Raw genomic sequence first — 25,950 nt, forward strand, 5'->3', positions numbered from 1 at the left:
AGGCGTTTCCACCCAACCGAGGTGACCGTCAAATGACTTATTTCGACGAAGCGACCGAAACCCTGCCGCGTGCGCAACTCGCTGCCTTGCAATTGAGCAAGCTGCAAGTGATGATGGCCCACCTGTGGGACAAGAATCAGTTCTACAGCCACAAGTGGAAGGCCGCGGGTGTCCAACCCTCAGATATCGGGTCGCTGGCTGACCTAGCCCGGCTGCCGCTGACCCGAAAGGCTGAGTTGATGGAGGACCAGGCAGCCCACGGCCCCTTCGGTTCCAACCTGACCTATCCCCTCAAAGCCTACGTGCGCGCGCATCAGACCTCCGGCACCACGGGCGTGCCCTTGAAAGTATTCGATACCGACGAATCCTGGGACTGGTGGGGCCGCTGTTGGGGTCATGTACTGGCCGGCGCGGGGGTCACCGCCTCCGACCGACTTTTCATGGCCTTTGCGTTTGGCCCTTTCATCGGCTTCTGGGCGGCGGTTGAAGGTGCCCGAAAAATCGGAGCAGTGATGATTCCGGGGGGTGGTCGCGATTCACGGCAGCGTCTTGAGATGATGCGCGAAGCCGGTGCGACGGTGCTGTGTTGCACGCCTTCCTATGCGCTGCGCATGGTCGAGATCGGCCGAGAGATCGGATTCGACCTGCGTTCAATTCCTCTGAAGACCACGGTCCACGCCGGCGAGCCGGGCGCCAGCGTGCCGGCCACCAAACAACGCATTGAAGACGCCTGGGCCGCCAAGTGCTTCGATCACGCCGGCGCCTCCGAAGTCGGTGCGCACTCCTTCGAATGCCAGGTCCAACCGGGGGGCACACATCTGATAGAGAGTGAATACATTGCTGAAGTACTCAATCCACTGACTGGCGCGGCGGTCGCGCCTGGTGAACGTGGCGAACTGGTGATCACCAATCTGGGCCGCTGGGGTTTCCCGGTGATCCGCTATTGCACCGGTGACCTCGTGCAGGTCAATCTGGAACGCTGTCAGTGCGGTCGGACATCCTTGCGCTTTGAAGGCGGCGTACTGGGGCGGTCCGACGACATGGTGACGGTGCGCGGTGTCAACGTCTTCCCTGGCGGCGTGGAAAACATCATCCGCAATTTCACCGAAGTCGACGAGTTTCGCATCACGGTGAAAAAGGTCAAGCAGATGGATGAAATGGATATCGAAGTGGAACTGTGTGAGGGCACGAACCCGGAATTGATTCACGCCATCGCCCTCAGGCTCGACTTCATGCTGGCCTTTCGCCCGCGGGTACACCACGTGGCCCACAACGCGCTGCCGCGCTTTGAGATGAAGGCCAAGCGCTTTCATGTCAAGCTTGAATCAGACGAGCCCAGCGTCAGCTAGGGCTCGCTCGGTGCCAATAGTTTGAACGTCAAGAAAGCCGCGGCGGTCGTACCGATCCAAGGAACAGAAATCAATGACCATTGAATCAACAATCGAGCCAGACCCCGCTGGGGCAAACACGGTTGCGACGACGTTATTCCGGCGGGCCGCCGCCGCCGGACGCGACACCCTGAACCAGGATGACTTGGGCACGCTACTTACCAGCCTCGGCTTGGTCTTCACGCCCAATGCAACGCAGACAGCGCAGCCACCCGCTGTAGAACTGCTTCTCAGCCTCAACAACACCAGGGAGTTCGGCATGGTAATCAGCGCCGGGCTGGGCGGGCTGGATGCTAAGCTGGCGAATGGCAACTTCAGAAAAGACCGAGCGACGGTCTACGCCGCCACCAAACTGACGGACGCGGAAGACTTCCTGCGCCTTTTCAAACGCACCTTTGCCTATCAAAAGTTGGCAAAGGTTGCCAAGCGAGCCAGTGTCGCTCTGCCGGACCAGCAATTGCAAGCCTGCTTCGACGAGGTTCTTGCGTTGGCGAACAACTTTTCTCAAGGCAATCTCCAGTCCTCATTCGTGCTTCGCAGGCTGGAACTCAATCCGGTGCATGTTGGCGATCAACTGAAGGTTCAAGCCGCTCATTGCGAGTTCGATTTGCCATCCACCGGGCGGCTGCGGCGTCCCCTCCACAAGATTGACAAGCTGATTCATCCGGCGTCGATCGGCATTGTCGGGGTCTCCGCCACCAGCATGAATTTTGGCCGGATCATTCTGCATAACTTGATCGGAAGTGGTTATGGCAAGGACCGCCTGACCGTCATTCGCCCGGGTGAAACCGAGATTGATGGTGTCAAGTGCGTGGCAAGCCTGAAGGAACTTGAGTACAAGCTTGACCTGCTGATCGTGGCAGTGGCGGCCAGTGCGGTTTACGCCCTGGTCGATGAAATCATCGAAACCGATTCAGTCGAATCGGTGATGCTGATCCCTGGCAGCCTGGGGGAAACCCAGGCCAGCAGAGAGCCGGCTGCGGCGTTGGCGGACCGCATCAATGCGGCTCACGGCAAGCCCGGCGGCGGACCCATTTTTCTTGGCGCCAACTGCCTTGGCGTGGTCTCCCATCCTGGCGCCTATGACTCCTGGTTCATTCCGCTGGAGCGCCTGCCCAAGCCCCAAAAGAAGCCCGAGCGCAACTCGGTCATGCTGAGCCAGAGCGGAGCTTTCATGATCACGCGGCTCAGTCAGAACCCGTGGCTTGATCCGCGCTACATGCTGGCTTTGGGCAACCAGACCGATTTGACCCACGGCGACCTGCTCGACTATTTCGCCAGTCTGCCCGACGTGCAGACCCTTGGCATCTATATCGAGGGCTTCAAAGACCAGGACGGACTCGCGTTCGCCCAAGGCGTACGCAAAGCGGTGCTCGCTGGCAAGCAGGTGGTGGTTTACAAATCCGGCAGGACTGGCCCCGGCGTGGCCGGCGTGCTGGGGCATACCGCGTCCATCGCGGGTGATGCGACCTTGTTCGAGTCGGTGCTGCGCCAGGCCGGAGCCATCGTTGCGGAAGACTTCAACAGCTTCGACGATTTGTTTTACATCGCAGGCGCGCTGCACGAGAGGAAAATCGGTGGCGGACGACTCGGCGCCATCAGCGGCGCGGGTTTTGAGGCGGTCGGCATGGCGGATTCGATCGATTCGGACAACTTCGCCATGCAGATGTGTGCGCTGGCGCCCGACACAGTCAAACAGGTTGAGGAAATTCTGGTGGCCAAGAAGCTCAATGCGCTGGTCGAAGTCAGAAACCCGATCGACATCAATCCCGGCGCTGACGACGAAGCCCACTTGCAGATCGTGCAGGCGTTTCTGCAAGATCCGAACATTGACGCGGTAGTCGTTGGACTCGATCCCACGGCGCCCTCGGTGCGCGCATTGCAGGTGAGCCGGCTGCGCCCAGGATTTGATATCAGCGACCCCAACAGCACCGTCCACCTGATGCCGCCGCTGGTTCAGCGCAATGACAAGCCTGTCATTGCTATTGTGGATGGCGGGCAACTCTATGATGCCATGTGCGCGGCGCTAATGGACCAAGGCGTCTGCGTCTTCAGGAACTGCGCGCGGGGCACCCGGGCGCTGGTGCGCTACATTGAGGCACGCCTGTATGCTGACGCCCTCAGAGGCCGCTTGTGAACCAAGCGACCAAACTTGCCCGGAGAGCGACTTTAAACGTGGTCGGGCAACAACGTGAAACTCAAGTCAACGGAGAAAATCATGAGTGAAGCATTCAAACCCGGCCTCTCGGCCACGCGACGTGTCCAAATTGATACCGATCGCACCATCAATTTCATGGGCGAGGACTGCCGCGTCTACTCGACGCCAAAATTGCTTTTTGACATAGAAATTGCCTGCCGCGATCTGCTGCTGGACCACATCGGGGCCGGCAAGGACTCGGTCGGCACCCGGGTCGAGCTTGATCACCTCGGCGCCACGCTGCTGGGCATGTGGGTAGAAATCACCGTCACGCTGGTCGAGATCAATGGCCCCGCAGTCTGTTTTGAATTTAGCGCAAAGGATGCAGTTGAGGAGGTGGCACGCGGCAAGCACAACCGGTTCATTGTGGGCGTCGAAAAGACGGTGCAAAGACTGAAGGCGAAGCTTGCCAAGGCGAGCGCAGTGGCCAATGGGTAGTGGGGGCGTCGCTGAGCAGATAGGGGTCAGCGCCGGACTTGACAACTCCGCTTGGTGACATCATTTCCCCAAAATATTTTCACGGAAAACTATTCCGGCAGCCAAAACAACAGAAGGCTGAGGTCCGCTTGTCATCGACCGCAAAGATTGTTTACTGTCCTTCTGCAGTGCCTGAATTTTTCAAAACCGCAAGGCGACCAGTGCGATCGACGGCACGAATACGATCAGAGAATCCTTAAAATGTCGGACATCAGAAACGGGACGATGCCCTTGAAGGTTTCCTTCATGGGCACGTCCTTGGCCATGTTGTTGTTGATGAATACATTCATCCCTACCGGCGGTGTGATCAGGCCGATCTCAACCACCATCAGGGCCAGGATACCGAACCAGATCGCTTTTCCTTCCGGATCGAGACCCCAGTAGTCGGTGCCCATGATGATGGGGAAGAAGATGGGTATGGTCAGTAGCAGCATCGGCAGGCTGTCCATGATGCAGCCAAGAAAAAGGTAAATGCCGATGATGACGGCCAGGATCAGCAGCGGTGAGTAACCCAGGCCGACCACCCATCTGGCCAATTCTGTTGGCATTTGCGTCTAGGCGAGTAACACGTTCATGATGTCGGCACCGAGCAGGATCAGGAAGATCATCGCTGTCGCCTGGGCCGTGCCGTACAGGCAGGCCAGAAAATTGCGCCTGTTGAGGCCGCCGGACCGCCATGCGACGAAAGCTGTGGCCAGCGTACCGATCGATGCGGCCTCGGTGGGCGTGAAGAAGCCGCCGTAGATGCCCCCGATGACCGTGACGAAAATCAGGAAAATCGGCAGGTGTCGACCAGCGCCGACAGCCGCCCGGACCATGAAACCCGTTCGGCAGCGGGCGCTGCGCTGGAGTCCAGGCGGGCGACGATGGCAATCACTAGCATGTAGCCGATCATGGCGATGATGCCGGGGATGAAGGCAGCGACGAAGAGCTTGGCAATGTTCTGCTCGGTCAGAATGGCGTAGATCACCAAGGGGACGGAGGGCGGTGTAAGGATGCCCAGCGTGCCACCGGCAGCAATGGCGGCGGTCGCCAGTCGTGGTGAGTATTTGTGGTTTCGCAATTCGGGCAGGGCAACCTGTCCCATAGTTGCCGCCGTCGCCAGAGACGATCCGCAGATGGCACCGAAGCCGGCGCAGGCGGCCACTGCGGCCATGGCCATGCCGCCGCGCCAATGGCCGATCATCGCGTTGCCGGCCCGAAATAGAGCCTTGGAAAGACCACCGTGGGTGGCAAACTGGCCCATCAATAGGAAGAGAGGCACCACGGAAAGATCGTAGACAGAGTAACGTGCCAACGCGGCGTTCTTCATGTGGTTCAGCAACGGATCGAGCCCGCTACCATCATGGCCATCGCGATGTGCATGCGCAGGGCCAGCAGCAGGATCATCAGGCCGGCAATCAACAGGCCTTGTTCGATACCGGTCATGAGTTTGCTCCAGTGATATCAACCCATGCCGTATAGAGCGCGGCGCAGCCCAGCAGGAAGAACGAAGGCACCATGGAAACATAGCCCCACCAGATGGGAAGATTGAGCAGCATCGAGGCATCGCCGCTGCTGCGCAATCCGATCAGGCCGACTCCGATGCGCCAGGAAAAAACAAATCCGGCAACTCTGAGTACCAGGCTGGCAAGGATGTCAAGCCGTCTGTTGACACGAGCCGGCAGACCAGTGGTACAAAAATCGCCAATGATGTGGCCGCGAATCATCTGGCAGAAGGGCAGCTACATCGCGACTGCATTCGCAATCGCAATCGCAATCGCAATCGCAATCGCAATCGCCGACATGGTTTGCTCCAGTTCGTAGTCGCCAAGGATGGGCTTATCGAATACGGATCGACCGACAATGTTGGCAAAGGACATCAGTGACATCAATATCAGCATGATGCCGGCACAAACTGCAAGGAACCGGCAAGTCCTGTTAAGGACTCGCCCGGCCGGGTCGCGCGGTCCCGATTCACTGTCGACATAAACGGCATCGGCCATAGCTATCCTCTACGTAGGGCAAAGCCCCATATCCAACTTGTATAACCAACGAGAAGCCAACCGCGTACCGATGCTTATCGGCGCCCGGTCATACGAGCTCAACGCTTACTTGGTGTTCTTCTTGATCAGGTCGCGCGCCGATTGCAACAGCTTCGGGCCGTCATGCCCCAATTTGGTGATGTTGGCTGCCCATTCGTCGTCCAGGCTGCCAGTGGCCTTTTTCCATTTCTCGAGTTCGGCCGCCCCGATCACGTTGATCGCGACACCTGACGCCTTGACCTTGGCGCGTCCCGGTGCGTCATCGGCTTCCTGGATACGGCCCATCGAAGCGGAAAATTCGCGGCCGGAATTGGCATCGAGCACCTTCTTCAGGTCGGCCGGCAAGGAATCGTACTTCGCCCTGTTCATCGCCACAACGAATACCGTGGAGTAAAGGGAGTTGTACTTGGGGTCGGTCTCGGCGGCGTACTTGACAAGCTCGTTGACCTTGATGCTTGGCACCACCTGATAGGGGATCACGGCACCGTCGATGACGCCTTTCGACAAGGCTTCCGGAACCGGCATGCCGACGGGCGTGGCGCCCAGCAAGCCCAGCATTTTGTTGGTCGGGCGGGTTGGCGCCCGAAACTTCATGCCCTTGAAATCCGCCATGGTGTTCATTCGCGTCTTGGTCGTGAACAGGTAGCCCGGGCCGTGCACGTGGACTGCCAAAAGGTGGGTGTCCTTGAACTCATGCTGGGAGTGGGTCTGAACAAAGTCCCAGGCGGCCCGACTGGTGGCCTCGGCATTGGTCATCATGAAGGGCAGTTCGAATACCTCCGACATCGGAAAGCGATTCGCCGAATAACCGGCTACCGTCCAGACGATATCTGCCACGCCATCCCTGACCTGATCGTAGAGCTGTGCTGGCGTACCGCCGAGCTGCATGGCGGGATAAATCTGACACTTGATCCGGTTTGCCGATTCCTTGGCGAGCTTGTCGCACCAGGGCACCAATACCCCTACCTGGATGAAAGTCGACGCCAAAAGGAAATGATGAACCTTGAGCGTGACTTCCTGAGCCTAGACCGCAAGTCCGGCGCTGGCGATGGCCGCCGCGAGCAGCGTTTTGACAAGCAATTGTTTCATTTGATTCTCCTCATGTGTCTATGACAACTAGCTATGGGTAAGAATACTGAGGCTGTGACACGACTTGCGATCGATTTCACAGGTGAATTCATATTGAAATTCACAAAGCGCCGTCGGCTTCGAGCCGCACTACAAACGAGCAAGACGCAGAAGCTTTACTTGTTTTGCGAGCATGCAGCATTGCCTTTGGGGTGCAGCACGTCGGGTTAGGTTACCGGGGGTTACCGTGTCGGCTTTTCCTTTCCTGAAAATGAATGAGCTGAGCACTGGAAGTCAACGCGAAAGCTGATTGCAAGGCTGTCCCTGCCAACGGCGTCTAGCACCTCCATCTGGTTGATTGTTTTCAATGTTGCTTGCGATGGCGCGCTCAACGGTGACAAGATGGTTGCGATACACCGCAGTCGCGTAAAGCAGATTGGCGAGCAGCCACCCGCTGGCCACGATCAGCGCCAGACCTGCCGGAACCTCCGCGCCATCGCCGAGCCCATCACCCTGGGCAAAGGATCGGGAATTACCACACTTATGTTATCGCGGTGCTCCGAGGCAGAGCGGCTGTGATTGATCAACAGGACCGCGATCATCGCAACCACGGCGGGAAAGGCGATGGCCATAAAGTTCTGCTCTAGTGGCAGGGCGATACCTACCAAGGTTCCAATCACGATAGGCGCCAGGATGGCGCCGCTTCGGCCTATGCCCGACGCCCAGCCGATCCCAGTCGAGCGCACCGCCATCGGATAAAACTGACCGGCATACGCATAGGTCACGATCTGGGTGCCTATCGTCGTGGCACCAGCCAGTCCGACCAGCAGGAAAAGCACCTCGGTTGGGACCTTGTAGCCCAGCATCGTGATTGACACGGCCGCCAGCGCGTACATGCCTACGAGCACATACTTGATGTGGAAGCGGTCGGCCAGCCATCCGCCGCCAATCGCACCGATCATCGCTCCGAAGTTGAGCACCAGTACGAAGGTCAGCGCAGAGCCGAGACTGTAGCCGGCATTGGCCATCAGCTTGGTCAGCCAAGAACTAAGGGCGTAGACCATAAACAGACACATGAAGAAGGCAATCCAGAACATCACGGTGCTGAAACTACGACCGCCCTGGAAGAGCTTGCTGATTGGCGCGCCCTCGGCCTTGTCTTCAGACGGAACTGCGAACAGATCATTTGCTTCAGGCAGGTAACTGGGCTCCATGCGCAACACGATCTTCTTCAGCTCATCGAGCCGGTTCTCCTTGATGAGGAAGGGCATGGACTCGGGCATGGCCTTGAGGATCCACGGAATCAGTATCACCGGCAGGCCCGCTGCCAAAAACACCGACTGCCATCCGTGGGCTTCGATCAGCCCCTTGCCCAGGAGCGCCGCGAGCATGCCGCCGACCGCGTAGCCGCTGAACATCAGCGTGACCATCGTGGTTCGGATCTTCTTTGGCGAATACTCGGTCATCTGCGCCACCACGTTCGGCATGACGCCGCCGATGCCAAGCCCCGCAAAAAAGCGCATCGCGCTGAAGGTGTAGGGGTCGTGGGTAAATCCCGCTGCCGAAGTGAAGACGCTGAACAGCACGACGCAAATAGCGATGGCCCAGCGCCGCCCGATTTTGTCTGCGACAGTGCCTAGGAAGATGGCCCCAATCATCATGCCGAACAAGGCCGAGCTAACCATGAAACCCGCGCTCTGGGCGGTGACGCCCATCTCCTTCATGATCGACGGCAAGGCAATTCCTGCCACCGCCAGGTCGTAGCCGTCGAAGATGATGATCAAGGCACACAAGAACAACACCCTACCGTGAAAGCCGTTGAAGCGGGCCTCGTCGGACAGTTTGTGAACATCAATTCTGCGCATGGTTTTGTCTCGCTTTACGGTTGTTTGGATGGGAAGTTATCGTGTTGTGCGTCTTTTCTCATTGGGATCGGGATGTTGCCGGGTATTGCCGCAGCTTGAACCGTTGAATCTTGCCCGTGGCGGTCTTGGGCAGATCTTCGAGAAACTCGATCAGCCGAGGATATTTGTAGGGTGCTAACCGGTCTTTGACGAAGGACTTGAGCTCATCCTCGCTAACTTGGGCTTCGGCTTTACGCACGACGAAAGCCTTGGTTTTTGTCAGTCCGTCAGGGTCAACCAAGCCAACGACAGCAGCTTCCAGGACCGCCGGGTGCTGCGCCAAAACGGCTTCTACTTCGAACGGCGAGACATAAATGCCGCTGACTTTAATCATGTCGTCACTGCGACCGCAGTAGGTATAGCAGCCGTCCGCTTCACGGGCATATTTGTCGCCGCTCTTGGTCCAGTCCCCCTGGAATGTCTCGCGCGTCTTGTCTCTATTTCCCCAATACATAAGGGCGCTGGATGGGCCATGAATGTACAGGTCCCCGATTTCCCCGTCATGCACCAGACGGTTTTCGTCATCGCGTAATTCAACGACATAACCCTTCACCGGCCAGCCGGTAGTGCCGTATCGCACCTGTCCAGGACGGTTGGAAAGATAAATGTGCAGCAGTTCGGTGGAGCCTATGCCATCGATCAATTCGATGCCAAAGTGGGCACTAAAGCGCAGTCCCAATGCAGCGGGCAGGGCTTCACCGGCAGATGAGGCCAGGCGCAGCGCCAACTCGTTAATGTCTGGCAGCGCGGACGATGCCAGCATGCCTGCAAAGCCAGTGGGTGCACCGAAGAAAACAGTTGGTCGTTGGCCGCCGACTTGACCCTTCCAACGTTTGAATACAGCCTCCGGTGTCGGGCGTTCAGCCATCAAGATCGTGGTGGCGCCCACACTCAATGGAAAGCTAAGTGCATTCCCAAGACCGTAAGCGAAGAACAATTTGGCAGCCGAGAAGCAAACATCTTTTTCCGTCAACCCGAGCACGGCTTTACCGTATAGCTCGGCTGTCCAGTAGGGGTTGGCGTGCGAGTGCACCGTCCCTTTGGGGTAACCCGTGGAGCCCGAAGAATAAAGCCAGAAGCCGGGATCGTCAGCCTTGGTTGTTGCCGGCTTGACTGAGGGCTGGTTCGACTGCAGGAAAGCTTCAAACTCCATTGCAGCAGGATGCAGCGGCCCCAAAGGGCGAGAGACAATCACCTTCTGAACTTCGTGGTCGGACTTCGTCATAGCCGCAGTCAGCGCCGGCAACAAGGCACCGGACACAAGAACGGCCTGCGCAAGCGAATGCTCCAGCATATACACGTAGTCGTCAGCAGTAAGCAATGTGTTGATGGCTACCGGCACGACTCCAGCGTACATTGCGCCGAGGAAGCTCACGGGCCAGTCGTTGCAATCGTGCATCAAGAGCAGTACGCGTTCCTCGCGCTTGATTCCCAGCGAGTGCAAACCCGCTGCCACGCGTCGGACCCGCTGGTCGAGTTCGCCGTAGCTGAGAGAACCCAGGTCGTCGATGAAAGCGGCCTTTGTCTCGCGCTCAATATTGCAGCCCAGCAGGTGCTGCGCGAAATTGAACGTTTCAGGTGGCGGCGACACATCGGTCGCCGCAATCATGGGAGGGAATGAGCTCATGGATGTCTCCTAATATTGGGGCTAAGCGTTGCGTCCATCCTGGGCTCACGCAACGCTAGAGTTGACGCAAGTCTCGATTGCAGCAAGGTGGCTGCGATAGATTGATGTCGCGTAAAGCAGATTGCGCAGCAACCATCCGTGCGCGATGATCAACGCAAGACCTGCTGGATAGACAAACCACACTGGCCAGAACACCGATAAGACCAACAGTGCGCAGGCTAGGAAGTGGGTGAGCGTCTGCCTGGAAATCTGCCCCTGCGGCAACACCTTTTTCATGTTCGGCACCTTCACTCGACCGCTCCCACTGTTCTGCAAATGCAGCCAGACCAGGAAAGGAACGATTTTGTAAAGCATGCTAACAGTCACCGAAATGAAGCCGCCAAACAGCAAGAACACGCCAAACAACAGCGGCCAGCGCTGCCACTCGCCAAGGGGAACGATGATCCCGGCGCCCATCCACAAACCGCAGGCGAAAACCACAGATAGCATGGCAACCGTCCATAAATCATGCGATGCATCGCGTTTCGGACGCTTGCTAAGGCGAAGAATTTTCAGGGTCACGATCGAAAATACTGCGCCAGAGGCAACCACTGCCAAAGCGGACAGCTTAGATAACGTCCCCCACCCAGACAGATCGGCTATCGTCCACAATGAAACAGCGCCGAGCACTGTCATTGCAAAGCTTCGCCCCAACCAGGCCGGGTACTCTGGCGTAAGTTGGAACATGGGAACGGTCACAAAGCCCACAGCGGAAAGCAAGGTGCAACTCCACGCCATAAAGCCCCAGCCCAGATGAAGATCAGTCAGTTGAACTAGTGGCGAATCAAGTGCCCGGCCTAAAGAAGCTGCCAACAGCACGCCAGAAAATACGGTCACGGTTAATCCGAAGACGGCCAGCTTTAGGCCGACAATCGTTGGACTCAAAGAGGAAATGCCATACAGGGCCAGCGCTGTCGTGACGACAAATATCATCAAGCCGGTTGCAAGGAATGCGATTGCAAACCCGAACAGCAGAGGCTCAGAGGTTAGAAAAGCTGCAACCAGGAAGAGTGCTCCGGCCGTGATTGTGGCGTGCACAAGCGTAGCAACTTGCAGCGGTCGCGCTAAATTTGCGCCGGCTACGACGGGTAACAATTGCAGCATCGCGCCGAGCATCACCTGCAGCATGAAACCGACAGTGATCAAATGAGTTAGCGCCAGCGCGCCACGCGTCCATCGCGAGGCAAATAGTTCCGGACCGACAAACAAAAGCAACACCCCGGCAAGAATCGCAAACAGCGGAGCCGTCAGGAAAAACCGAAAGGGCGCACTAATTGGCGGCGCCTGTTTGAAAGACAGTAGCGCCTGCATTATTTTGGACCTCGCCAGATCAGAATTTCGACTGTGCCGTCGCTCACAATCCGGGTCTGACGCGAATAGCCATTGAGCTCCAGCGCCCGATAGAGGGGATAAGGCTCACGCGACAGCAAAAGCAGCACATCCTCTGCCGGGCCGCTCGCTTCCAGTGCCTCCAAGGTCAGCACAAACGGCTCTGGTGGCTCGAGCCCGCGCCCATCAATGGTTTTGATGACCCTGGTCTGGCGCATACGACAAATCCGATGGCCTACTGCAGCTTCTGCTGCAACTGCGGCAGCAGTGTGTTCACCTGAGCCCTCAGATGATCGTCACACATGGGGTAGAGAACGTTCTCTTCCTTCATGTTGTGCTGCTGCATCATGATGAGCAGGGTCTCGGCGTTTCCTGAGTAGTCGTCGGCATCCTTCGCCGCCAACGCCTCCTGTGCCGCAGCCAGCAATTCATGCATCTGAATATGTTCATCGCGCATCACCTGGGTCGGTCCCATGGTCATGCCGCTTTCCGCTTCAAATGCAGGAAACAGAAGCTCTTCTTCAGCCTCAAAGTGCTGCTGCATCGCGCCTGCAAAACCTGCAAAAGCGGCGCTAGCGCGATCCCACGCTCGCGCCGCGACCGCCTGTTCGACGTCGGAAAAGATATCGTCGCAGCGGCGATGATCGTCCGCCATGCAGTCTTTGATATTGGTCATTTAAAGTACCGGGTTGGACTTAATGAATGGTCATGCCGCCGTCGGCGGCCAAGATTTGACCGGTTACGTAGGACGACGCGTCGGAGGCGAAAAATACGAACACGGGAGCGATTTCCTTCGGCTCGGCCCACCTGCCCAGGGGAATGCGGTCGAGGTATTTTTCCTTGAATCGCTCATCGGTCCGGATCGTTTCCGTCATGGGGGTGGCAGCGCCTGGCGCGATGGCGTTGGCGGTGATGTTGAAGCGCGCCAATTCCTTGGCGCTACTCTTGGTCAGGCCCAGCAGGCCGGCCTTGGCCGCGCTGTAGTTGATCTGGCCGATCGTGCCCAGAATCCCCGCGGCCGAGGTGACGTAGATGATGCGGCCATAGCGGCGCTCGATCATGCCGTCCACCACCGCCTGCAGGCAGTTGAAGCTCCCGCTCAGGTGCACCGCAAGCACGTCTTGCCACTGCTCTTGGGTCATCTTGTGCAACATGGCCGTACGCGTGATGCCAGCATTGTTCACCAGGATGTCGACCCGCCCCCAGGTCTGCGTGACCTGTGCTGCCATGGCAAAGACCTGCTCGCGCACTGCCACGTTGCAGGCCACGGCGATGGCCTGTCCACCGGCCGCGTTGATTTCGGCGGCCACCCCTTGCGCCGACTCGATGTTCATGTCGACCACCGCGACCCGCGCGCCCTCCCGGGCGTAGGCAGCAGCCACGGCGGTGCCAATACCCTGGCCGGCGCCGGTCACGATGGCGACTCGATCCTTGAGCTGCATGGTGTCAGGCTTTTGGTTTCGCCAGAACCTGTTCCGCCAACTTGTCGTCGAACAGAGCCCCTTCGGCTACCAGTTGCCGGTATTTGACGAAGTCAATCACATCTTTGCCAGTGACTTTTTTGGCATCGAAGGCGTTGAATCCGAGATAGGCCTCGTGATTCATGTTGACTGCCAGCCAATGGCGGTTGGCCAGCTTGAACTGGTCCCAGAAGAACTTCTTCTTGCCGCGAATACCGTCAATCGACTTGATCAGACAATGCGGAAACAGGTTGGTGAATTTCCAGACCAGTTCATTGACTGCCGCATCGAGCTTGCTGAAGTCGGTCGTGCACTGCGCCATCAGTTCCTTCGCCGCCTTGACCTGATCGGCGGCCACGGCCTCGCCATAAACCAGCTCGCCGTCATCAACGTAGGCATCGGTACGCACCAGGGGATTGCGCACCCACTCACCGTCCTTCTTCAGCACCGGGACCACCTTGGTGACCAGGTTCTTGGCTCTCATTTTGTAGGCGCTCCAAGGCTCGCAGGAAACGCAGTTGTACATCGCGTCTTCCATGTTGAGCATCCAGGGCAGAAAGTCGGTTGAGCCACCGTCCGGCGCACTTCCGTGTTTTGGTCCGGCCTGGCCGAAGATCGCAAGATCTGAAGTGATGGTGAGATCAGTGGCCATGCCTATTTCCTGGCCGCCGCCAACCCGCATGCCATTGACGCGGCAGATCACCGGCTTCTTGCAGTTGAGAATGCCATCGACCATGGCGTTGAACAGATCCATGTACTCGCCATATTCATTGGGCCGTTTCGAGTAATAGGCGGAGTACTCGGCAGTGTTGCCGCCGGTACAGAAGGCCTTGTCGCCCACCGCCGTGAAGACCACGGCAACCACGGCGCGGTCGCTGGAGGCGCGCTGGAAGCCGGCTATTACCGCCTTCACCATTTCCGTGGTGTAGGAGTTGTACTGGGTCGGATTGTTCAGAATAATCCAGGAGGCGAACAGTCCCGCCACGGTGTTGCCCTGCGGGTCGGTGATGGGCCGTCTTTCATAGATGACGGAAGGGGCTTCGGTGCCGAAATACTCTTCGCCCAGCAGAGCGTGGTCTTTCAGTTCGTTGTCGCGGCGTAGCCAGTTGAGTGTCATTTTGTTGCTTTCCTTGTTAGTTGAAGTCGGGGGTGAGGATGACGCGGCGCTTGAGTTTGCCGTGATGGGCTTCGTTGAAGACCTTCTCAATCTGGCTCATGGGACGGGTTTCCACAAAGGGTTCAAGCTGGATGCGTCCGTCCAGACACATCTCCAGAACGGCCGGGTATTTGTCCGGCGTGCAGCCCCAGGTGCCAATGATCTCGGCGTCGAAGGCCATCAGTTTGGAGAGCATATAGCTGGTCTCGTCGGTGCCATAACCGACCACCACCAGCATGCCGACAAAGGACAGCAGCGACAGGGCGGTCTCCTGACCCGGCTTGGTGCCGGTGCACTCGAATATCTTCCAGCCCGTGTTGCTTGATACGCCGGCCTCCTTGGCGATCGCCTTGAATTTCTCCTTCAGTTCTTTGGTGCTCAAGCCGCGCGGGTTGAGGGTGGCGTCTGCCCCAAAATCTTCCATTTTCTGCAGCTTTTCGGCATTGACATCAATGCCCACGACCAGCCTGGCCCCCATGCCCTTCGCAACCTGCACCATGAAGCTACCGACACCGCCGGCGGCCCCGACTACGACGACCAGGTCGCCGCTTCCAAGCTTGGCGCGAATAGCAGCCTGGTACGGAGTGGTCACCGCATCGGCAACCACGGCTAAGTGTTCAAGCGGGATGTCTTTTCTATTGCCAACGACGCAAAGGAACTTGGCCTGCACCACAATATGGCTGGAGAAGCCACCATAAATACCCATCGAGTTACCCGGCATCTTTTGCGCAAGGCAACGGTTACCACGGCCTGCCTTGCACAGATCACACTCGCCGCAAGGAAGCACGGCGGGAATAATGACTTCTTTGCCAATCATGCTGGCTTCGCCGCCGATTGCCACGCCGCTGATTTCGTGCCCAAGGGAAAGGGGAGGCTTTTGAACTGTTGGCACTCCCATGTAAAAGTACGAAAGATCGGTGTGGCAGACGCCACAGCCCTTGATCTCTACCACCACGTCGCCTGCCTGCAGCGCCGGCATCGGGATGCGTGCTTTGGTCAGTTTGCCCGGTTCGGACATTTGCCAGGTATCGATAAATTCCGGAATCATGTTTTTCCTCCTGTTAATTGCGCTGGTTTTCTAATCACGAATTGCGCCATACCGGTTTGCGCTTTTCGAGGAAGGCTGCCAAGCCTTCTTTCGCGTCGTCGGTCATCATTAATTCTTGAAGATAGATGGTCTCCACTGTGTCGAGCGCCGCATTGAAAGGCTTGCCCGCCGCTTCGCGGATCGCCTTGCGGGTGCTTAGCAAGGCGACGCGAGAAAGTTTCAGAAAGGGAGCAAGAAAAGCCTGAACCTCGGCTGCAAATGTTTCCCGCGGGAACACCCGATTGACAAGCCCCATCGCCCTGCCTTCCTCCGATGTGAAATTCTCGCCACCCAACAGTATTTCCATGGCCCGTGCGGGTGGCATCAGCGTGGGCAAAAGGACAGCTGCCACCGGAGGGAAAACCGCCAGCTTGATCTCCGGTTGACCAAACTTAGCACCGGCAGCCGCCACAATCATGTCGCAAGCGATGGCCAGTTCCATGCCACCGCCTAGAGCCACCCCGTTAACGACGGCGATGATGGGCATGGACATCCTGTGCAACCGACGGAAAATTCCGTGGAATGCGTCAATCATCTGGTCTACTTTGTCAGGCGTGTGATCGGCCACCTCGACCCCCGCAGAAAAGGCTTTGTCGCCGATGCCCGTAATCACCAGTAGTTTGACGGAGCTGTCCTCCTGGCAGGCGTCGAGCGCGTCGTTGAGCTCACCCATCGTCGGAATGTCGAGGACATTAAACGGGGGGCGATTGATCGCAAGAGTCGCCAAACCATCGACGACACCGTACTGAATAAACTGAAATTGTTGCAATGGGACCATAGGTTCTTTTCACCTTTAGTGTTCGTTCTTGACTTGCAGTTGCAGACTGCAAACTTCTTCGCAGTCTGCGCAGTAAATTTCGCCGTTCTGACGGATGTGCCAGACATCGGAACCACAGCGTTCGCAGCACTTTTTCACCGCAGCAGTAGACTGCATCAGCTGCGCGATTCGGAATTCGATAATTTTTGCCATTCCCTTCTCCTTTGCTTTAGAACAGGTCGTCCAACTCGTCTGAGCCACCGCCGGGCATCTTCCCGTGCGTCTGCAGGTAAGCCTGAATCATTTGGGATTCGCGCGATGTGTACATCGCCGCCTCTTCGAAAACGAAAGCCATCGCCTCGTTGATCCGACCCAACTGTTCCGTCAGCCCCTGGTTGAGGTTCTCAACCCCCTTGATCATGAGCACGTTCTTGTCTGCATCGAGCAATTGGAAAACTCCGGACTCCCGGCTTACGCCGGAAATTACCTGGGCAGTGAATGCCAGCCAAGACTCCGGCGGCAAGAGTGCATCGGAAATTTTCGGGGCCAGATTGCATTTGAAGCAGCGTGCGGCTTCGGCCCGGGCCGTGGCATCGTCAAAGCCTGGGTCAACCTCATTCCAACCACCGCGCTCTGCGGGATCAAGAAAGATCGGGTGAAATTTGCGTAACTTGTTGAATGCGCGGTCACTGCCCAAAAAGGGCTTACTTTCCCATCCGTCGTTCAGCAGTTTTTCTTCAATGTCCCCATCGCCGCCGAGTTGCTTATCCATGGCAGCAGCCGCCACGCGGCCTTGAGCAATGGAGTCGATCAGCGTGGAAGGGCCTAGAACGCAGTCGCCGCCGGCATAGACTCCAGGACGACTGGAAAGCATCGAATCCTCGCGCACCGTGATGCGGCCCTTTGGGTCGGTGTGCACTTTAAAACCTTCGAAACGCTTGGGATGCTGGCCGACAGCGGCGATCACAAGGTCGACACCTTCGCAGACTTCTTCGCCGGTATCTACCGGGCGCCGGCGCTGCGATGCATCAGGCTCACCGAGCGCCATGCGTGAGAAGGTGATGTTCAGCCGGTGGCCGTTATGGCCAGGTTCAATCTTCTTTGGGGCGAGCAGGTAGCGGACATTGACGCCCTCATCGATACAACCGGCAAACTCCTCCTTGCGGGCTGGCATTTCCTCACGAGTACGGCGATAGACCATGTCCACTTCGGCACCGAAGCGTAGCGATGAGCGTGCATTATCCGTAGCAACGTTGCCACCGCCGATGACCACCACCTTGACTCCCGTTTGGATGCCATTGCTTGTATTGACCAGCCCCATGGCTGCCGCCTTGAGATAGGTGGGACTGTCGACAACACCGGGGAGGTCTTCGCCCAAAATACCCAGCTTGTCCCCCCCCTGGCAACCGATGCCGATGAAAAGCGCCTCATAGCCGTTGGCGAACAACTCGTCGGCATTCTCGACTCGGGTATTGAAGCGAAACTCGACCCCGAGCTTTTCAACTTCAGATACTTCATCGTCGATAACACTGTGCGGGACGCGATAAGACGGGATGCCGTAACGAGCCATGCCGCCCGCAGCCGGCTGGGCATCGAAAACGGTCACACTGTGACCCTTCTTCGCCAGGTAATAGGCGACCGTCAAGCCTGCCGGCCCGGCCCCGACAACCGCCGCCTTGCGGCCGGTCGGCGACAACTGTTTTGAGTAACGCCGCCAGATACCCGTATCGTTGTCGGCCGCAATGCGTTTGAGCGAACGAATCGACAGCGGATCATCAAGTTGCCCGCGTCGACAGGCAGACTCGCACATGGCAAAACAGGCGCGGCCGAGAATGCCGGGAAACGGCAGTTTTTCGCGCACGACCGCGATGGCTTCCCCGTACTTTCCTTCAGCCGCCAACTGTACATAACGCGGCACATCGATGCCGGCCGGGCATGCTGCTTTGCATGGAACCAAGCTTTCCTCACGCCGGGCCGGATCCAACGTACGGTCGGTAAGGGCCCCGGTGGGGCAGACGATGACGCAGGCTTGGCAGAATTTGCATCCAGATTCGATCAAAGTCGGTGCGATGGTGCCAACATAGCGACGGATACCCTGCGCGGTCACTACCTCTTTGACTTCGAGACAACCGACGCCCCGCACATCGTTGCAGGCCACCAGGCAGCGACGACAGTCAATACATAAGTTGTAGTCACGATCAAAGAACGGTTCGTTCGTGATGATCGGGAGTTGCGCTGGCTTGTAGGGCGGCGTCGTATTCGGAATCCCGATGTAGTCCGATACTTTGCGCAGTTCGCAGTCCGAAAAAATCGAGCAGCACCGGGTTTCTGGCGCATTTCCATAGGAGCATTGGGTACGCGAGCAACCGTCGCGCTGCGGGCAGACCAGGCAGACGTGGGGGTGAAGGCCGAGAATCTTCGCGAGATGGTGCTGCCGCGCTTGCTGGATTTGCGGCGCATTTGTACTCACCACGAGGCCGGCTTTCACGACGGATGAGCAAGCCTTGCTCAGGCCCGGCACGCCCTGGATCTCGATTTGGCAGAGATTGCAACCGTCATTGCCTTCGTCCGCGCATCGCCTCAGCGGAGCCGGTGGCAGATCAGGGTGGGCGCACAGCGCCGGAATGTAAATACCGGCAACGCTTGCCGCGTTAAGTATGGACGCACCGACCGGCGCCTCGATGACCCTGCTATCGATAGTCAGTTCAACCAGCATCCCGCGCACACTCGCATCCGCTGACGGAACGGCCTTCCACCACTTAATTACTGACGTGTGTTGCGCTTGCATCACTTCTGTCTCCTGATTTTTGCTGCCGGTATCGGTACGCGCCGCAGCTTCTTATCCGCTGCCATATCTCTTACACTTCCTCCATGTTCACGCTGGTGTACCTCGGAAAATACGCACCACGGCAGCGCCCGGTTCGCACGGCGGCAACGAAATCTGCCATGCATGTGATGGCGTCCACGAATTCCGTTGCACAACGACCGACAGCGGCCGTCTTGTGGCAATCACTTCCCCCCAACATTGGCAAGTCCATGCGCACTGCCGCCAGCATCGCGAGTTGGTTGTCGGCCTCGCTGTTGTTGCCGTTATGCGACTCGACCGCGGCGATCCCGTCTAGGTCGAATATTCCTTTGCGCAGGCAGGCAAGGCCGACCTCGCGAAAAGGGTGCGCCGGAACACAAATGCCCCCCAATGCGTTGATGCGCGCAATCACCTCTTCTAATGGCAGGTAGTTGTCGCGTCCCCATGCGTTCCAGCCATCGTCCTCAACGCCATAGGCCAGCAAATGCCCGCGGTCCGTGGAAATCTCGACGCCGCGCAACACAAGCAAGCCCTCATCCCGACCAATCTGTTCGACCGGCTCGGACGCCTCGTAGGAGTAATGCTCTGTGATGCACACGGCGTCGATTCCAAGAAATTTGGCGCGTCGAATCAGATTGACCGGTTCAAGCCAGTTGTCGTACGAATATTTCGTATGGCAATGGGTGTCTATCCACATGGCAGGTCCTAGTACGCGAGGACTCAGGGCAGCTCGAGCTCGAGATTGATCCGCTTGGACGGAACGAATTTCTGACGCGAGAAGAATTTTTCCAGCGCAAAGTCATCCCAGTTCACTAGCGTGTAGATCTTCTTGACGCCAGCAGCCTTCATGTTCATCATGAACTGGTCCAGCATTTCGCTGGCCACACCGTAGCTGCGGAAAGTGGGGTGAACGCCCAAGGCATCAATCGTTGCCGTCCCGTCCGAGATGCCGAATTCGCCGAAAAATAGATACCCCATCACGAAACCGACAACCTTGCCGTCCACTTCACAGACGATCGAGCAATTGATGTCGGTTTTCTTGTTCAGGATGCTGGCAATTTTTCTCTCGTAGTATTCGCGCCGGGACTGTTTGCTCGCGGCTTCGTCGATGTCGACGATGTCATCAAGATCCGCTTGCTTGAGTACGCGCATGATGCGCTGCTGGTTCGCCATTTTCTTTCTCCATGAATGCTGGCTCGTCCCTGGGGACATGCCATAACTTTTGCAACTAAAACAGTTCTTCGTTCGGCTCGACGGTGTGCCCCGGGCGGACATAGATCGAACCCCAGGCCTGACTGGCATCGGATTTGTCCGCAGCGTCGTAGCAAGTGGTGCAGGATTCAACTTCCCCGCTGATAGATTTAATTGAGCGCATTTCGGCGAATTGCTCGACGTGGACTTCGTAGCCCATGGCCCGATAGTTCTCAACCACTTCAGAAAGACGAGGCTCGCCTATGGTTGTGCGCAAGATCCAACCATTCTGCGCGAGCTTGACGGACGGATCTTCGCTATCCGCAGACGCTCCGCCGCCGGAAGAACATGAGCTCCCGGATGCGCACGTTGACGCCGCCGAACATGACCCGCTAACCAGAGTGACCTCGCCCGTCGAACATGCTGAAGCAGTTGAGGCCGCCTGATGGATGGGGATAAACATCTGACTTTTCACCATGAGAACTCCCTTACCAGGAATGCTTGATCGCGCCGGGCGTGCAGGCCACCGTGCAGGGCAGGCTGGCATAGCCTGAGGCTGGCTTGCATTCCGAACAGTCGTAGGCGAGCGTGCGGCAGTTCGATTTCTTCACCCAGGCCACTTCATCGTCGTAGTCATCGGTGATCATCTCGAACATTTGCTTTGGGCAGGCAGCGAGACAGGCACGCTCAGCGGCGCAGTCGATGCACTTGTCGGTATTGATAGTGATGTAATACTCGCCCGAGCCGTCCTTGTAGCCATAGTTCGCAATCATCTGTTCGCTCCTTCCTGGTAGAGCCGTGGTGAGCAGCCAAGCTGCATTGAATATGAACGTAGCTCAAGCTGCCTTCGCTGCGGCGGCGCCTTGCTTTTGCATGAGCGTGTAGCCAAAGAGTGCCGCACCCAGAGCACCGGCGATCTGGCTGTCCACCTTGGTATCAATGGCCTTGATTCCGAGCAGCTTTTCGATGCGCTTGACGACGCCCGGATTTTTAGCGATTCCACCAGTGATGAAGAACCCTTCTTCGACGCCGATCCGCTCGAGCAGGGATACCACGCGCTCGGCCATGGCCTGGCAGTAGGCGGCAAGCACCTTGTTCTTGGTGTAGCCGGCCTTCAGAAGTCCCAATGCTTCGGATTTGGCAAAGACGACGCAGACCGAGGAAACGGCTTCAGGTTCGACGTCGACGTCGAAGGAACGCGGACCCACTTCGGCAATCGGGATTTGCATCAGGTCGGAGATCACTTCCATGCCCCGCCCGGTACCGGCAGCGCACTTGTCATTCATCAGAAAGTTAGTGACCTTGCCCTTCTCATCGCAATGGATGGCCTTGCAATCCTGGCCCCCCATATCGAGGATGGTGCGCACGCCGTTGCCACCCATGTAGTTGGCGCCACGGGCGTGGCAGGCGATCTCTGTGATGGCCTTGTGCGCAAACGGCACATTAACTCGGCCGTAGCCGGTGCCGATGACATAGTGGATATCTTCGAGCTTCATGCCACATTTATCCAACACGCCTTGCAGCGCATTTGTGGCGGAATCCGGAGAGTTGTTGCCGGTGCGCATGCTGTTGAATCCGTACAGTTCGCCGTCAACTACCAGCACGGCCTGCGAGGATACCGAGCCCACGTCAATTCCGCAGGTGACAATCTTTGCATTTTTCCAGTTTTTGGTTTCGTCAATCCAGGCGGTTTCTTGCCAGCGCCAGAATTCCTTTTTCTCTGGGACCGTTTCTGCTATTACTTGTGCACTCGTTGAGTTCATCGTTTACTCCTTTTGCGTAGGTGTTCAGTGCTGCCGCTCAGCAGCAATCAGGGCGCAGCCTAAAGCGCTGATGTATTCAGGCATGTCCGGCAGGGATATTTTGTCGACCCCCATTGCCTTCTTCAAAGACTGAACAAAGCCGGCGTTGTGCACCATGCCCCCAATCAGGACAACCTCGCCATCGATGCCAACTCGGCGCACCATGGCGCAGACGCGGCTGGCCACCGCATCAAGCACGGCCTTGGCAATATCGTTCTTGGGCGTCGCGGAGTGGATCAATGACACCACTTCGGATTCCGCGAAGACGGTGCATTGGGCATTCATCGGAATCGTCTTGTCGGACAGCAAGCTGGCGTCGCCAAACTCCTTCAGGCTCATCTGCAGCGCCCGTGACATCGCTTCGGCAAACGAGCCGGCGCCGGCTGCGCATTTTTCGTTACCGGCAAAGTCGATCGCCCGTCCTTCGGCGTCCGTTTTCATACCGCGGCCTTCTTCGGCGCCGACGTCCACCACAGTGCGACCCTGGGGATACATGTAGGACGCGCCTTTGGCACCGGCGGTCATTTCGGTGATGCCTTCAGTAGCAAATTCGACCAATTTACGTCCAGCCCCGGTGGCGAACACCGCTGTGATTTGATCTCGCGTCAAGCCTGCCGCGGCCAGGACGTCGTCATACACTTTTTCGGCGGCCTGATCCGGGTCCAAATCGCCTGGCATCATGATGTGCGTCTTCTTGATCGCATATTTCAGCCGCGGCGCACCCTCCACCGCGACTTCTTCGAGCAGCACCACTTTGACAGTGCGAGAACCCATATCTATTCCAGCAGTAATCATCTTTGTCTCCTTCGAAATATCGGATTCAAGCGGCCTGACGACGCAATCCAAGTTGCTCCATGAAGGCGTCTACACGGGCTTGCGTGCGAACTTCATCGAACTCCCGCTCGTCGCCCATATTTCCTTCGTAGGTCATGATCGGAACGCCAGCTTTGGCAATGCCCATGCGGTTTTCCATGATTCCTAAGGACAAGCCTTCACAGCCACGGTTTAGGTGCAACATGACGCCGTCTACCTGCCACTCCTTGACGATGCGCAACATCATTTCGGTCTTCAGGCGCGGATCGTAAAAGTGCTGCCATTGGGGCTTGGACAAGTTCCAGTCGGCGTACAGGCGCAGCGCGGTCTGCCGGTCGTTCATCTCGATGCCTTTGTTCCAGGGCAGCGTGCGACCGCCCCAGGTACCGTCTTCCTTGACCTCCCAGATGCCTTCGAGGGCAAAGGTATAGAGCGAGCCAATCGACACGGCTCCGAAAGTTTCGAGGTAGCGGAAAATCTTCAGGAAGGACCATGGCGGCTGCGTGTCCGACATCATGCGGACGGTCTCGTTAGGTACGGCGGCGATACCACGGGCGACACGATCCTTCACTTCCTCGTACAACTCGTCGTAAAAGTCGGCGCACCATTGGGATGATTTGGAAAGCGTCGCCAGAACATACAGCGAGTACATCGTTTTCTCGTCAAGCGGCGCCGGCTTGACCTTGTTCAAGGCGCAGATGTCGGCCCAACGGCTGGTCGATCGCATCTCGTTTTTTACCGCCTTGATGAACAACTCGTCGTTGAACTCTCGGCCGGTGGACTTTTCCAGGAATTCGATGCTCTCGTTAAGCTGTCCGACCACGTAGTCGAGACGCGCGTCGGTCATATCCTTGTACGGACCAACACCGACATCGACATAGAACTGCGGCACCTGCTCTTCCTTGGCAACGTGCTGGTACCACTTGGAGTGAGAGCAGCAAATCTGTGTCTGGAAGATAAAGTCGGGTTTCGGGAATTTTCCACCGAACAGATACTTGTCCAGATGCATTCCTCCCCAGTAGATGCGCATGTAAGAGCAGAGATCGCGGGCAAACCCATAGGATTCGGCTGCATCCATGCATTCCTTGGCAAATTTTCGATCATGGGAAACGGCTGCAGCGTAAGGCTCGCCGGTCAGTGAGTAGACGTCTTCGCCAAGACCGGCCGGCAGCGCATCCAGTGCCCAAGCTGAACCGGACCAGCGCAAGCCACCGTTCTCCTTTGCTTTGGCGTAATTCAGGTAATACTGCTCGCGCAGTTCCTTGGCTTTTTTCCAGAGCTTCAGCGGCTCGGTCGGATACTTGTTGTACATGAACAATCTCGCGTCAATTTAGAACAGGTCTTCTTCGCTCATCGTTTCGAGGAATGCCTCGACACGAATACGGAAGGGACCGATCGGGTTGGTGATATCGAATTCGAGGAACAGCGTTGGAATACCGTTGGATTCCAGATGCCGTTTGAGATCGGGGTAATCACCCTCATGGGGATCGCAGAATTTCTGCTGCAGAAAAATCGCAGCACGCGCGTTGAATTCCTTGGCAAGTCCGAGCACATGGTTGAACCGTGTGTGACTCGGGTAATCCTTGGTCGGGCAGGCCGGCCGATCGCAGTAGCGGTCAGCGATCGCCTTGATGACGTCATTGTCTGGTTTTGACTCGTTCCAGAAGTAACGGGTACCTGAGCATTGGTCGTCGATGACGATGGTCGAACCGACCGACTCGACCATAGCCATGAAGGCGATGTCGTCGTTCTCGGAGCCAATGGTCATGAAGCGAACCCCCTCCGGCCGGACTAGGCCCCGCGATGGCAGCGCGGCGAGTACTTTCTTGAGTTGCTCGTTATGCTCGCGCTTGTCGACAAACTGGGCAGTAAGCGAGGCGTAGATCGCTTCAACGCCGCTTACCTGGGGATCGGTCGCCTTGCGGTATTCAAACAACTGACGCAGCAGGCGGCGATTTTCATCCACCAAAGCCAGCGCATCCTTCAGCTTGGCGTCAGTCAGTTCCTTACCGGTCAAGGCTTGCAGGAAGACGCGAAAGGATTGCAGTTCGGCATGATATGCGTTGCGGGCATGGACTGACTGAACCTCGTTTGGCATCGGCACGTAATAGTCCCACTGCACGCTCGGCACATTGCTGCGCCAGGAACTGAAAGTCTGCCGATACTGGATGCACGACTGGGTAAGCGTCACGCCCTCACAATAATCAAAACGACCGAGCAGACCTTGTGCCAGAGAGTCGCGGCAGAAGGGACAGAACATCCCGAAGATATGCGGCTCGGTGACGTTTTGCGGTTCGTGTGCTCCCAGCACACGAACCGGCAACATGTCGGCGGCGATCAGCAACTCCTCCGCTGTATAAGTACACATCGTTGCCACCACCTGGCCACCCGTGCGCTGCTTCCAGGCCCGCGCGTAATCGTGTCGCTTTTCATACCATTTCTTGAACTGATCAAATAAACCGTCGCTCATTGGGGCAATCTCCTTTTCACAGAGTAAGTTCATGCTGGGGCCAACCCCAGCGACATATGCAATATATCGCCATAAATGAACTATAAAGCATAAATGGCGATATATTGCACCTTTTAAACAAGACATCACTGTGCTTTGATCTGGATCAGATAAAGATGGATTTGTATGAAACAGGATGTGATCAAAGACTGATCTGGAGGCAAACATCATGTTTTGGCGACGAGGGCCCCTGTACTGGTCGACGTCAACTATCTTGACCGCCGCATTGACTCAGCTGAATTGCTACCCGTGTTGAGCTGTTGCCTCGCGTAAATTGCTACCCGTCGGACTGTCCGGCTGGAGCAACACGACATGA

26 protein-coding genes and 1 pseudogene are annotated in these 25,950 nt (G+C 57.3%); 3 read left to right on the forward strand and 24 right to left on the reverse strand.

What is annotated here, in order from left to right; translation table 11 throughout:
- Window positions 1-32: 32 nt before the first annotated feature.
- The 3 genes from HHJ18_RS05040 to HHJ18_RS05050 all read left to right on the forward strand — a co-directional run bounded on the left by HHJ18_RS05040 (window position 33) and on the right by HHJ18_RS05050 (window position 4,023).
- Entirely contained in the window at window positions 33-1,349 is a 1,317-nt protein-coding gene (locus HHJ18_RS05040; RefSeq protein ID WP_296912211.1) for an AMP-binding protein, read from the forward strand.
- 73 nt (window positions 1,350-1,422) lie between these two features.
- Window positions 1,423-3,525: a CoA-binding protein gene (locus HHJ18_RS05045; RefSeq protein ID WP_296912213.1), complete on the forward strand. Its 2,103-nt coding sequence runs from the start codon at window positions 1,423-1,425 to the stop codon at window positions 3,523-3,525.
- An 81-nt stretch (window positions 3,526-3,606) separates the two neighbouring features.
- A complete protein-coding gene (locus HHJ18_RS05050; RefSeq protein WP_296912215.1) occupies window positions 3,607-4,023 on the forward strand; it encodes a LysR family transcriptional regulator in 417 nt (138 codons plus the stop codon).
- 224 nt (window positions 4,024-4,247) lie between these two features.
- On the opposite strand, the pseudogene HHJ18_RS20950 reads toward HHJ18_RS05050, so the two are convergent.
- From HHJ18_RS20950 to bzdN, 24 genes and pseudogenes are all read right to left on the reverse strand, one after another.
- Window positions 4,248-4,880: pseudogene (locus HHJ18_RS20950) on the reverse strand (TRAP transporter large permease subunit).
- Window positions 4,832-5,374, reverse strand: coding sequence for a TRAP transporter large permease subunit (locus tag HHJ18_RS20955; protein ID WP_366558806.1), 543 nt, complete (start codon window positions 5,372-5,374; stop codon window positions 4,832-4,834). Before HHJ18_RS20955 ends, HHJ18_RS20950 begins: the two are co-directional and overlap by 49 nt.
- 112 nt (window positions 5,375-5,486) lie before the next feature.
- Window positions 5,487-5,771 (reverse strand): TRAP transporter small permease subunit, encoded by a 285-nt coding sequence (locus tag HHJ18_RS05060; protein WP_296912217.1) that lies wholly within the window; start codon window positions 5,769-5,771, stop codon window positions 5,487-5,489.
- A 15-nt stretch (window positions 5,772-5,786) separates the two neighbouring features.
- Window positions 5,787-6,047, reverse strand: coding sequence for a hypothetical protein (locus HHJ18_RS05065; RefSeq protein ID WP_296912219.1), 261 nt, complete (start codon window positions 6,045-6,047; stop codon window positions 5,787-5,789).
- Window positions 6,048-6,152: 105 nt separating this feature from the next.
- On the reverse strand, window positions 6,153-7,073 hold the full coding sequence (locus HHJ18_RS05070) for a TRAP transporter substrate-binding protein (protein ID WP_366558807.1): 921 nt from the start codon (window positions 7,071-7,073) through the stop codon (window positions 6,153-6,155).
- Between the two features lie 545 nt (window positions 7,074-7,618).
- Window positions 7,619-9,019, reverse strand: coding sequence for an MFS transporter (locus HHJ18_RS05075; protein WP_296912221.1), 1,401 nt, complete (start codon window positions 9,017-9,019; stop codon window positions 7,619-7,621).
- A 58-nt stretch (window positions 9,020-9,077) separates the two neighbouring features.
- Window positions 9,078-10,685 carry a benzoate-CoA ligase family protein gene (locus HHJ18_RS05080; protein ID WP_296912223.1) on the reverse strand — a complete coding sequence of 536 codons (1,608 nt, stop codon included), beginning with the start codon at window positions 10,683-10,685 and terminating at the stop codon, window positions 9,078-9,080.
- A gap of 45 nt (window positions 10,686-10,730) precedes the next feature.
- Window positions 10,731-12,035, reverse strand: coding sequence for a permease (locus HHJ18_RS05085; protein ID WP_296912224.1), 1,305 nt, complete (start codon window positions 12,033-12,035; stop codon window positions 10,731-10,733).
- A complete protein-coding gene (locus HHJ18_RS05090; RefSeq protein ID WP_296912226.1) occupies window positions 12,035-12,271 on the reverse strand; it encodes a DUF2249 domain-containing protein in 237 nt (78 codons plus the stop codon). Before HHJ18_RS05090 ends, HHJ18_RS05085 begins: the two co-directional genes overlap by 1 nt.
- A gap of 17 nt (window positions 12,272-12,288) precedes the next feature.
- Window positions 12,289-12,729, reverse strand: a complete 441-nt coding sequence (locus tag HHJ18_RS05095; RefSeq protein WP_296912228.1) for a hemerythrin domain-containing protein — start codon at window positions 12,727-12,729, stop codon at window positions 12,289-12,291.
- 19 nt (window positions 12,730-12,748) lie between these two features.
- On the reverse strand, window positions 12,749-13,495 hold the full coding sequence (gene fabG, locus HHJ18_RS05100) for a 3-oxoacyl-ACP reductase FabG (protein ID WP_296912230.1): 747 nt from the start codon (window positions 13,493-13,495) through the stop codon (window positions 12,749-12,751).
- Window positions 13,496-13,499: 4 nt separating this feature from the next.
- Complete coding sequence (gene oah, locus HHJ18_RS05105; protein ID WP_296912232.1) at window positions 13,500-14,630, reverse strand: 6-oxocyclohex-1-ene-1-carbonyl-CoA hydratase; 1,131 nt, start codon at window positions 14,628-14,630, stop codon at window positions 13,500-13,502.
- 16 nt (window positions 14,631-14,646) lie between these two features.
- Window positions 14,647-15,717, reverse strand: a complete 1,071-nt coding sequence (gene had, locus HHJ18_RS05110; RefSeq protein ID WP_296912234.1) for a 6-hydroxycyclohex-1-ene-1-carbonyl-CoA dehydrogenase — start codon at window positions 15,715-15,717, stop codon at window positions 14,647-14,649.
- Between the two features lie 34 nt (window positions 15,718-15,751).
- On the reverse strand, window positions 15,752-16,534 hold the full coding sequence (locus tag HHJ18_RS05115) for an enoyl-CoA hydratase-related protein (protein WP_296912236.1): 783 nt from the start codon (window positions 16,532-16,534) through the stop codon (window positions 15,752-15,754).
- Between the two features lie 15 nt (window positions 16,535-16,549).
- Window positions 16,550-16,726, reverse strand: a complete 177-nt coding sequence (locus HHJ18_RS05120; RefSeq protein WP_296912238.1) for a hypothetical protein — start codon at window positions 16,724-16,726, stop codon at window positions 16,550-16,552.
- A 16-nt stretch (window positions 16,727-16,742) separates the two neighbouring features.
- Window positions 16,743-19,301 carry an FAD-dependent oxidoreductase gene (locus HHJ18_RS05125; protein ID WP_296912240.1) on the reverse strand — a complete coding sequence of 853 codons (2,559 nt, stop codon included), beginning with the start codon at window positions 19,299-19,301 and terminating at the stop codon, window positions 16,743-16,745.
- 70 nt (window positions 19,302-19,371) lie between these two features.
- Window positions 19,372-20,016, reverse strand: a complete 645-nt coding sequence (locus tag HHJ18_RS05130) for a PHP domain-containing protein (RefSeq protein WP_296912242.1) — start codon at window positions 20,014-20,016, stop codon at window positions 19,372-19,374.
- A gap of 23 nt (window positions 20,017-20,039) precedes the next feature.
- On the reverse strand, window positions 20,040-20,492 hold the full coding sequence (locus tag HHJ18_RS05135) for a GNAT family N-acetyltransferase (RefSeq protein ID WP_296912245.1): 453 nt from the start codon (window positions 20,490-20,492) through the stop codon (window positions 20,040-20,042).
- A gap of 55 nt (window positions 20,493-20,547) precedes the next feature.
- Complete coding sequence (locus tag HHJ18_RS05140; RefSeq protein ID WP_296912247.1) at window positions 20,548-20,973, reverse strand: hypothetical protein; 426 nt, start codon at window positions 20,971-20,973, stop codon at window positions 20,548-20,550.
- Between the two features lie 25 nt (window positions 20,974-20,998).
- On the reverse strand, window positions 20,999-21,283 hold the full coding sequence (locus HHJ18_RS05145; protein WP_296912249.1) for a hypothetical protein: 285 nt from the start codon (window positions 21,281-21,283) through the stop codon (window positions 20,999-21,001).
- Between the two features lie 63 nt (window positions 21,284-21,346).
- Window positions 21,347-22,273 carry a benzoyl-CoA reductase, bzd-type, subunit Q gene (gene bzdQ / locus HHJ18_RS05150; protein ID WP_296912251.1) on the reverse strand — a complete coding sequence of 309 codons (927 nt, stop codon included), beginning with the start codon at window positions 22,271-22,273 and terminating at the stop codon, window positions 21,347-21,349.
- Window positions 22,274-22,297: 24 nt separating this feature from the next.
- On the reverse strand, window positions 22,298-23,158 hold the full coding sequence (locus HHJ18_RS05155; RefSeq protein ID WP_296912253.1) for an acyl-CoA dehydratase activase: 861 nt from the start codon (window positions 23,156-23,158) through the stop codon (window positions 22,298-22,300).
- The gene (gene bzdO, locus HHJ18_RS05160) at window positions 23,133-24,437 is read right to left on the reverse strand and encodes a benzoyl-CoA reductase, bzd-type, subunit O (protein WP_296912255.1); all 1,305 of its coding nucleotides are present in this window, start codon (window positions 24,435-24,437) and stop codon (window positions 23,133-23,135) included. The genes HHJ18_RS05155 and bzdO overlap by 26 nt, the downstream gene beginning before the upstream one ends.
- Window positions 24,438-24,455: 18 nt before the next feature.
- Entirely contained in the window at window positions 24,456-25,595 is a 1,140-nt protein-coding gene (gene bzdN, locus HHJ18_RS05165; RefSeq protein WP_296912257.1) for a benzoyl-CoA reductase, bzd-type, subunit N, read from the reverse strand.
- Window positions 25,596-25,950: the final 355 nt, after the last annotated feature.

It is taken from the genome of Polaromonas sp., from assembly GCF_012927455.1.
In the GTDB taxonomy this organism is placed as follows: Bacteria; Pseudomonadota; Gammaproteobacteria; order Burkholderiales; family Burkholderiaceae_C; genus Polaromonas.

What these genes read in the sequence shown, in the direction of transcription:
- HHJ18_RS05040 (WP_296912211.1), top strand. Translation starts at nt 33, where the DNA reads ATGACTTATTTCGACGAAGCGACCGAAACCCTGCCGCGTGCGCAACTC.
- HHJ18_RS05045 (WP_296912213.1), top strand. Translation starts at nt 1,423, where the DNA reads ATGACCATTGAATCAACAATCGAGCCAGACCCCGCTGGGGCAAACACG.
- HHJ18_RS05050 (WP_296912215.1), top strand. Translation starts at nt 3,607, where the DNA reads ATGAGTGAAGCATTCAAACCCGGCCTCTCGGCCACGCGACGTGTCCAA.
- HHJ18_RS20955 (WP_366558806.1), bottom strand. Translation starts at nt 5,374, where the DNA reads ATGAAGAACGCCGCGTTGGCACGTTACTCTGTCTACGATCTTTCCGTG.
- HHJ18_RS05060 (WP_296912217.1), bottom strand. Translation starts at nt 5,771, where the DNA reads ATGATTCGCGGCCACATCATTGGCGATTTTTGTACCACTGGTCTGCCG.
- HHJ18_RS05065 (WP_296912219.1), bottom strand. Translation starts at nt 6,047, where the DNA reads ATGGCCGATGCCGTTTATGTCGACAGTGAATCGGGACCGCGCGACCCG.
- HHJ18_RS05075 (WP_296912221.1), bottom strand. Translation starts at nt 9,019, where the DNA reads ATGCGCAGAATTGATGTTCACAAACTGTCCGACGAGGCCCGCTTCAAC.
- HHJ18_RS05080 (WP_296912223.1), bottom strand. Translation starts at nt 10,685, where the DNA reads ATGAGCTCATTCCCTCCCATGATTGCGGCGACCGATGTGTCGCCGCCA.
- HHJ18_RS05085 (WP_296912224.1), bottom strand. Translation starts at nt 12,035, where the DNA reads ATGCAGGCGCTACTGTCTTTCAAACAGGCGCCGCCAATTAGTGCGCCC.
- HHJ18_RS05090 (WP_296912226.1), bottom strand. Translation starts at nt 12,271, where the DNA reads ATGCGCCAGACCAGGGTCATCAAAACCATTGATGGGCGCGGGCTCGAG.
- HHJ18_RS05095 (WP_296912228.1), bottom strand. Translation starts at nt 12,729, where the DNA reads ATGACCAATATCAAAGACTGCATGGCGGACGATCATCGCCGCTGCGAC.
- fabG (WP_296912230.1), bottom strand. Translation starts at nt 13,495, where the DNA reads ATGCAGCTCAAGGATCGAGTCGCCATCGTGACCGGCGCCGGCCAGGGT.
- oah (WP_296912232.1), bottom strand. Translation starts at nt 14,630, where the DNA reads ATGACACTCAACTGGCTACGCCGCGACAACGAACTGAAAGACCACGCT.
- had (WP_296912234.1), bottom strand. Translation starts at nt 15,717, where the DNA reads ATGATTCCGGAATTTATCGATACCTGGCAAATGTCCGAACCGGGCAAA.
- HHJ18_RS05115 (WP_296912236.1), bottom strand. Translation starts at nt 16,534, where the DNA reads ATGGTCCCATTGCAACAATTTCAGTTTATTCAGTACGGTGTCGTCGAT.
- HHJ18_RS05120 (WP_296912238.1), bottom strand. Translation starts at nt 16,726, where the DNA reads ATGGCAAAAATTATCGAATTCCGAATCGCGCAGCTGATGCAGTCTACT.
- HHJ18_RS05125 (WP_296912240.1), bottom strand. Translation starts at nt 19,301, where the DNA reads ATGCAAGCGCAACACACGTCAGTAATTAAGTGGTGGAAGGCCGTTCCG.
- HHJ18_RS05130 (WP_296912242.1), bottom strand. Translation starts at nt 20,016, where the DNA reads ATGTGGATAGACACCCATTGCCATACGAAATATTCGTACGACAACTGG.
- HHJ18_RS05135 (WP_296912245.1), bottom strand. Translation starts at nt 20,492, where the DNA reads ATGGCGAACCAGCAGCGCATCATGCGCGTACTCAAGCAAGCGGATCTT.
- HHJ18_RS05140 (WP_296912247.1), bottom strand. Translation starts at nt 20,973, where the DNA reads ATGTTTATCCCCATCCATCAGGCGGCCTCAACTGCTTCAGCATGTTCG.
- HHJ18_RS05145 (WP_296912249.1), bottom strand. Translation starts at nt 21,283, where the DNA reads ATGATTGCGAACTATGGCTACAAGGACGGCTCGGGCGAGTATTACATC.
- bzdQ (WP_296912251.1), bottom strand. Translation starts at nt 22,273, where the DNA reads ATGAACTCAACGAGTGCACAAGTAATAGCAGAAACGGTCCCAGAGAAA.
- bzdO (WP_296912255.1), bottom strand. Translation starts at nt 24,437, where the DNA reads ATGTACAACAAGTATCCGACCGAGCCGCTGAAGCTCTGGAAAAAAGCC.
- bzdN (WP_296912257.1), bottom strand. Translation starts at nt 25,595, where the DNA reads ATGAGCGACGGTTTATTTGATCAGTTCAAGAAATGGTATGAAAAGCGA.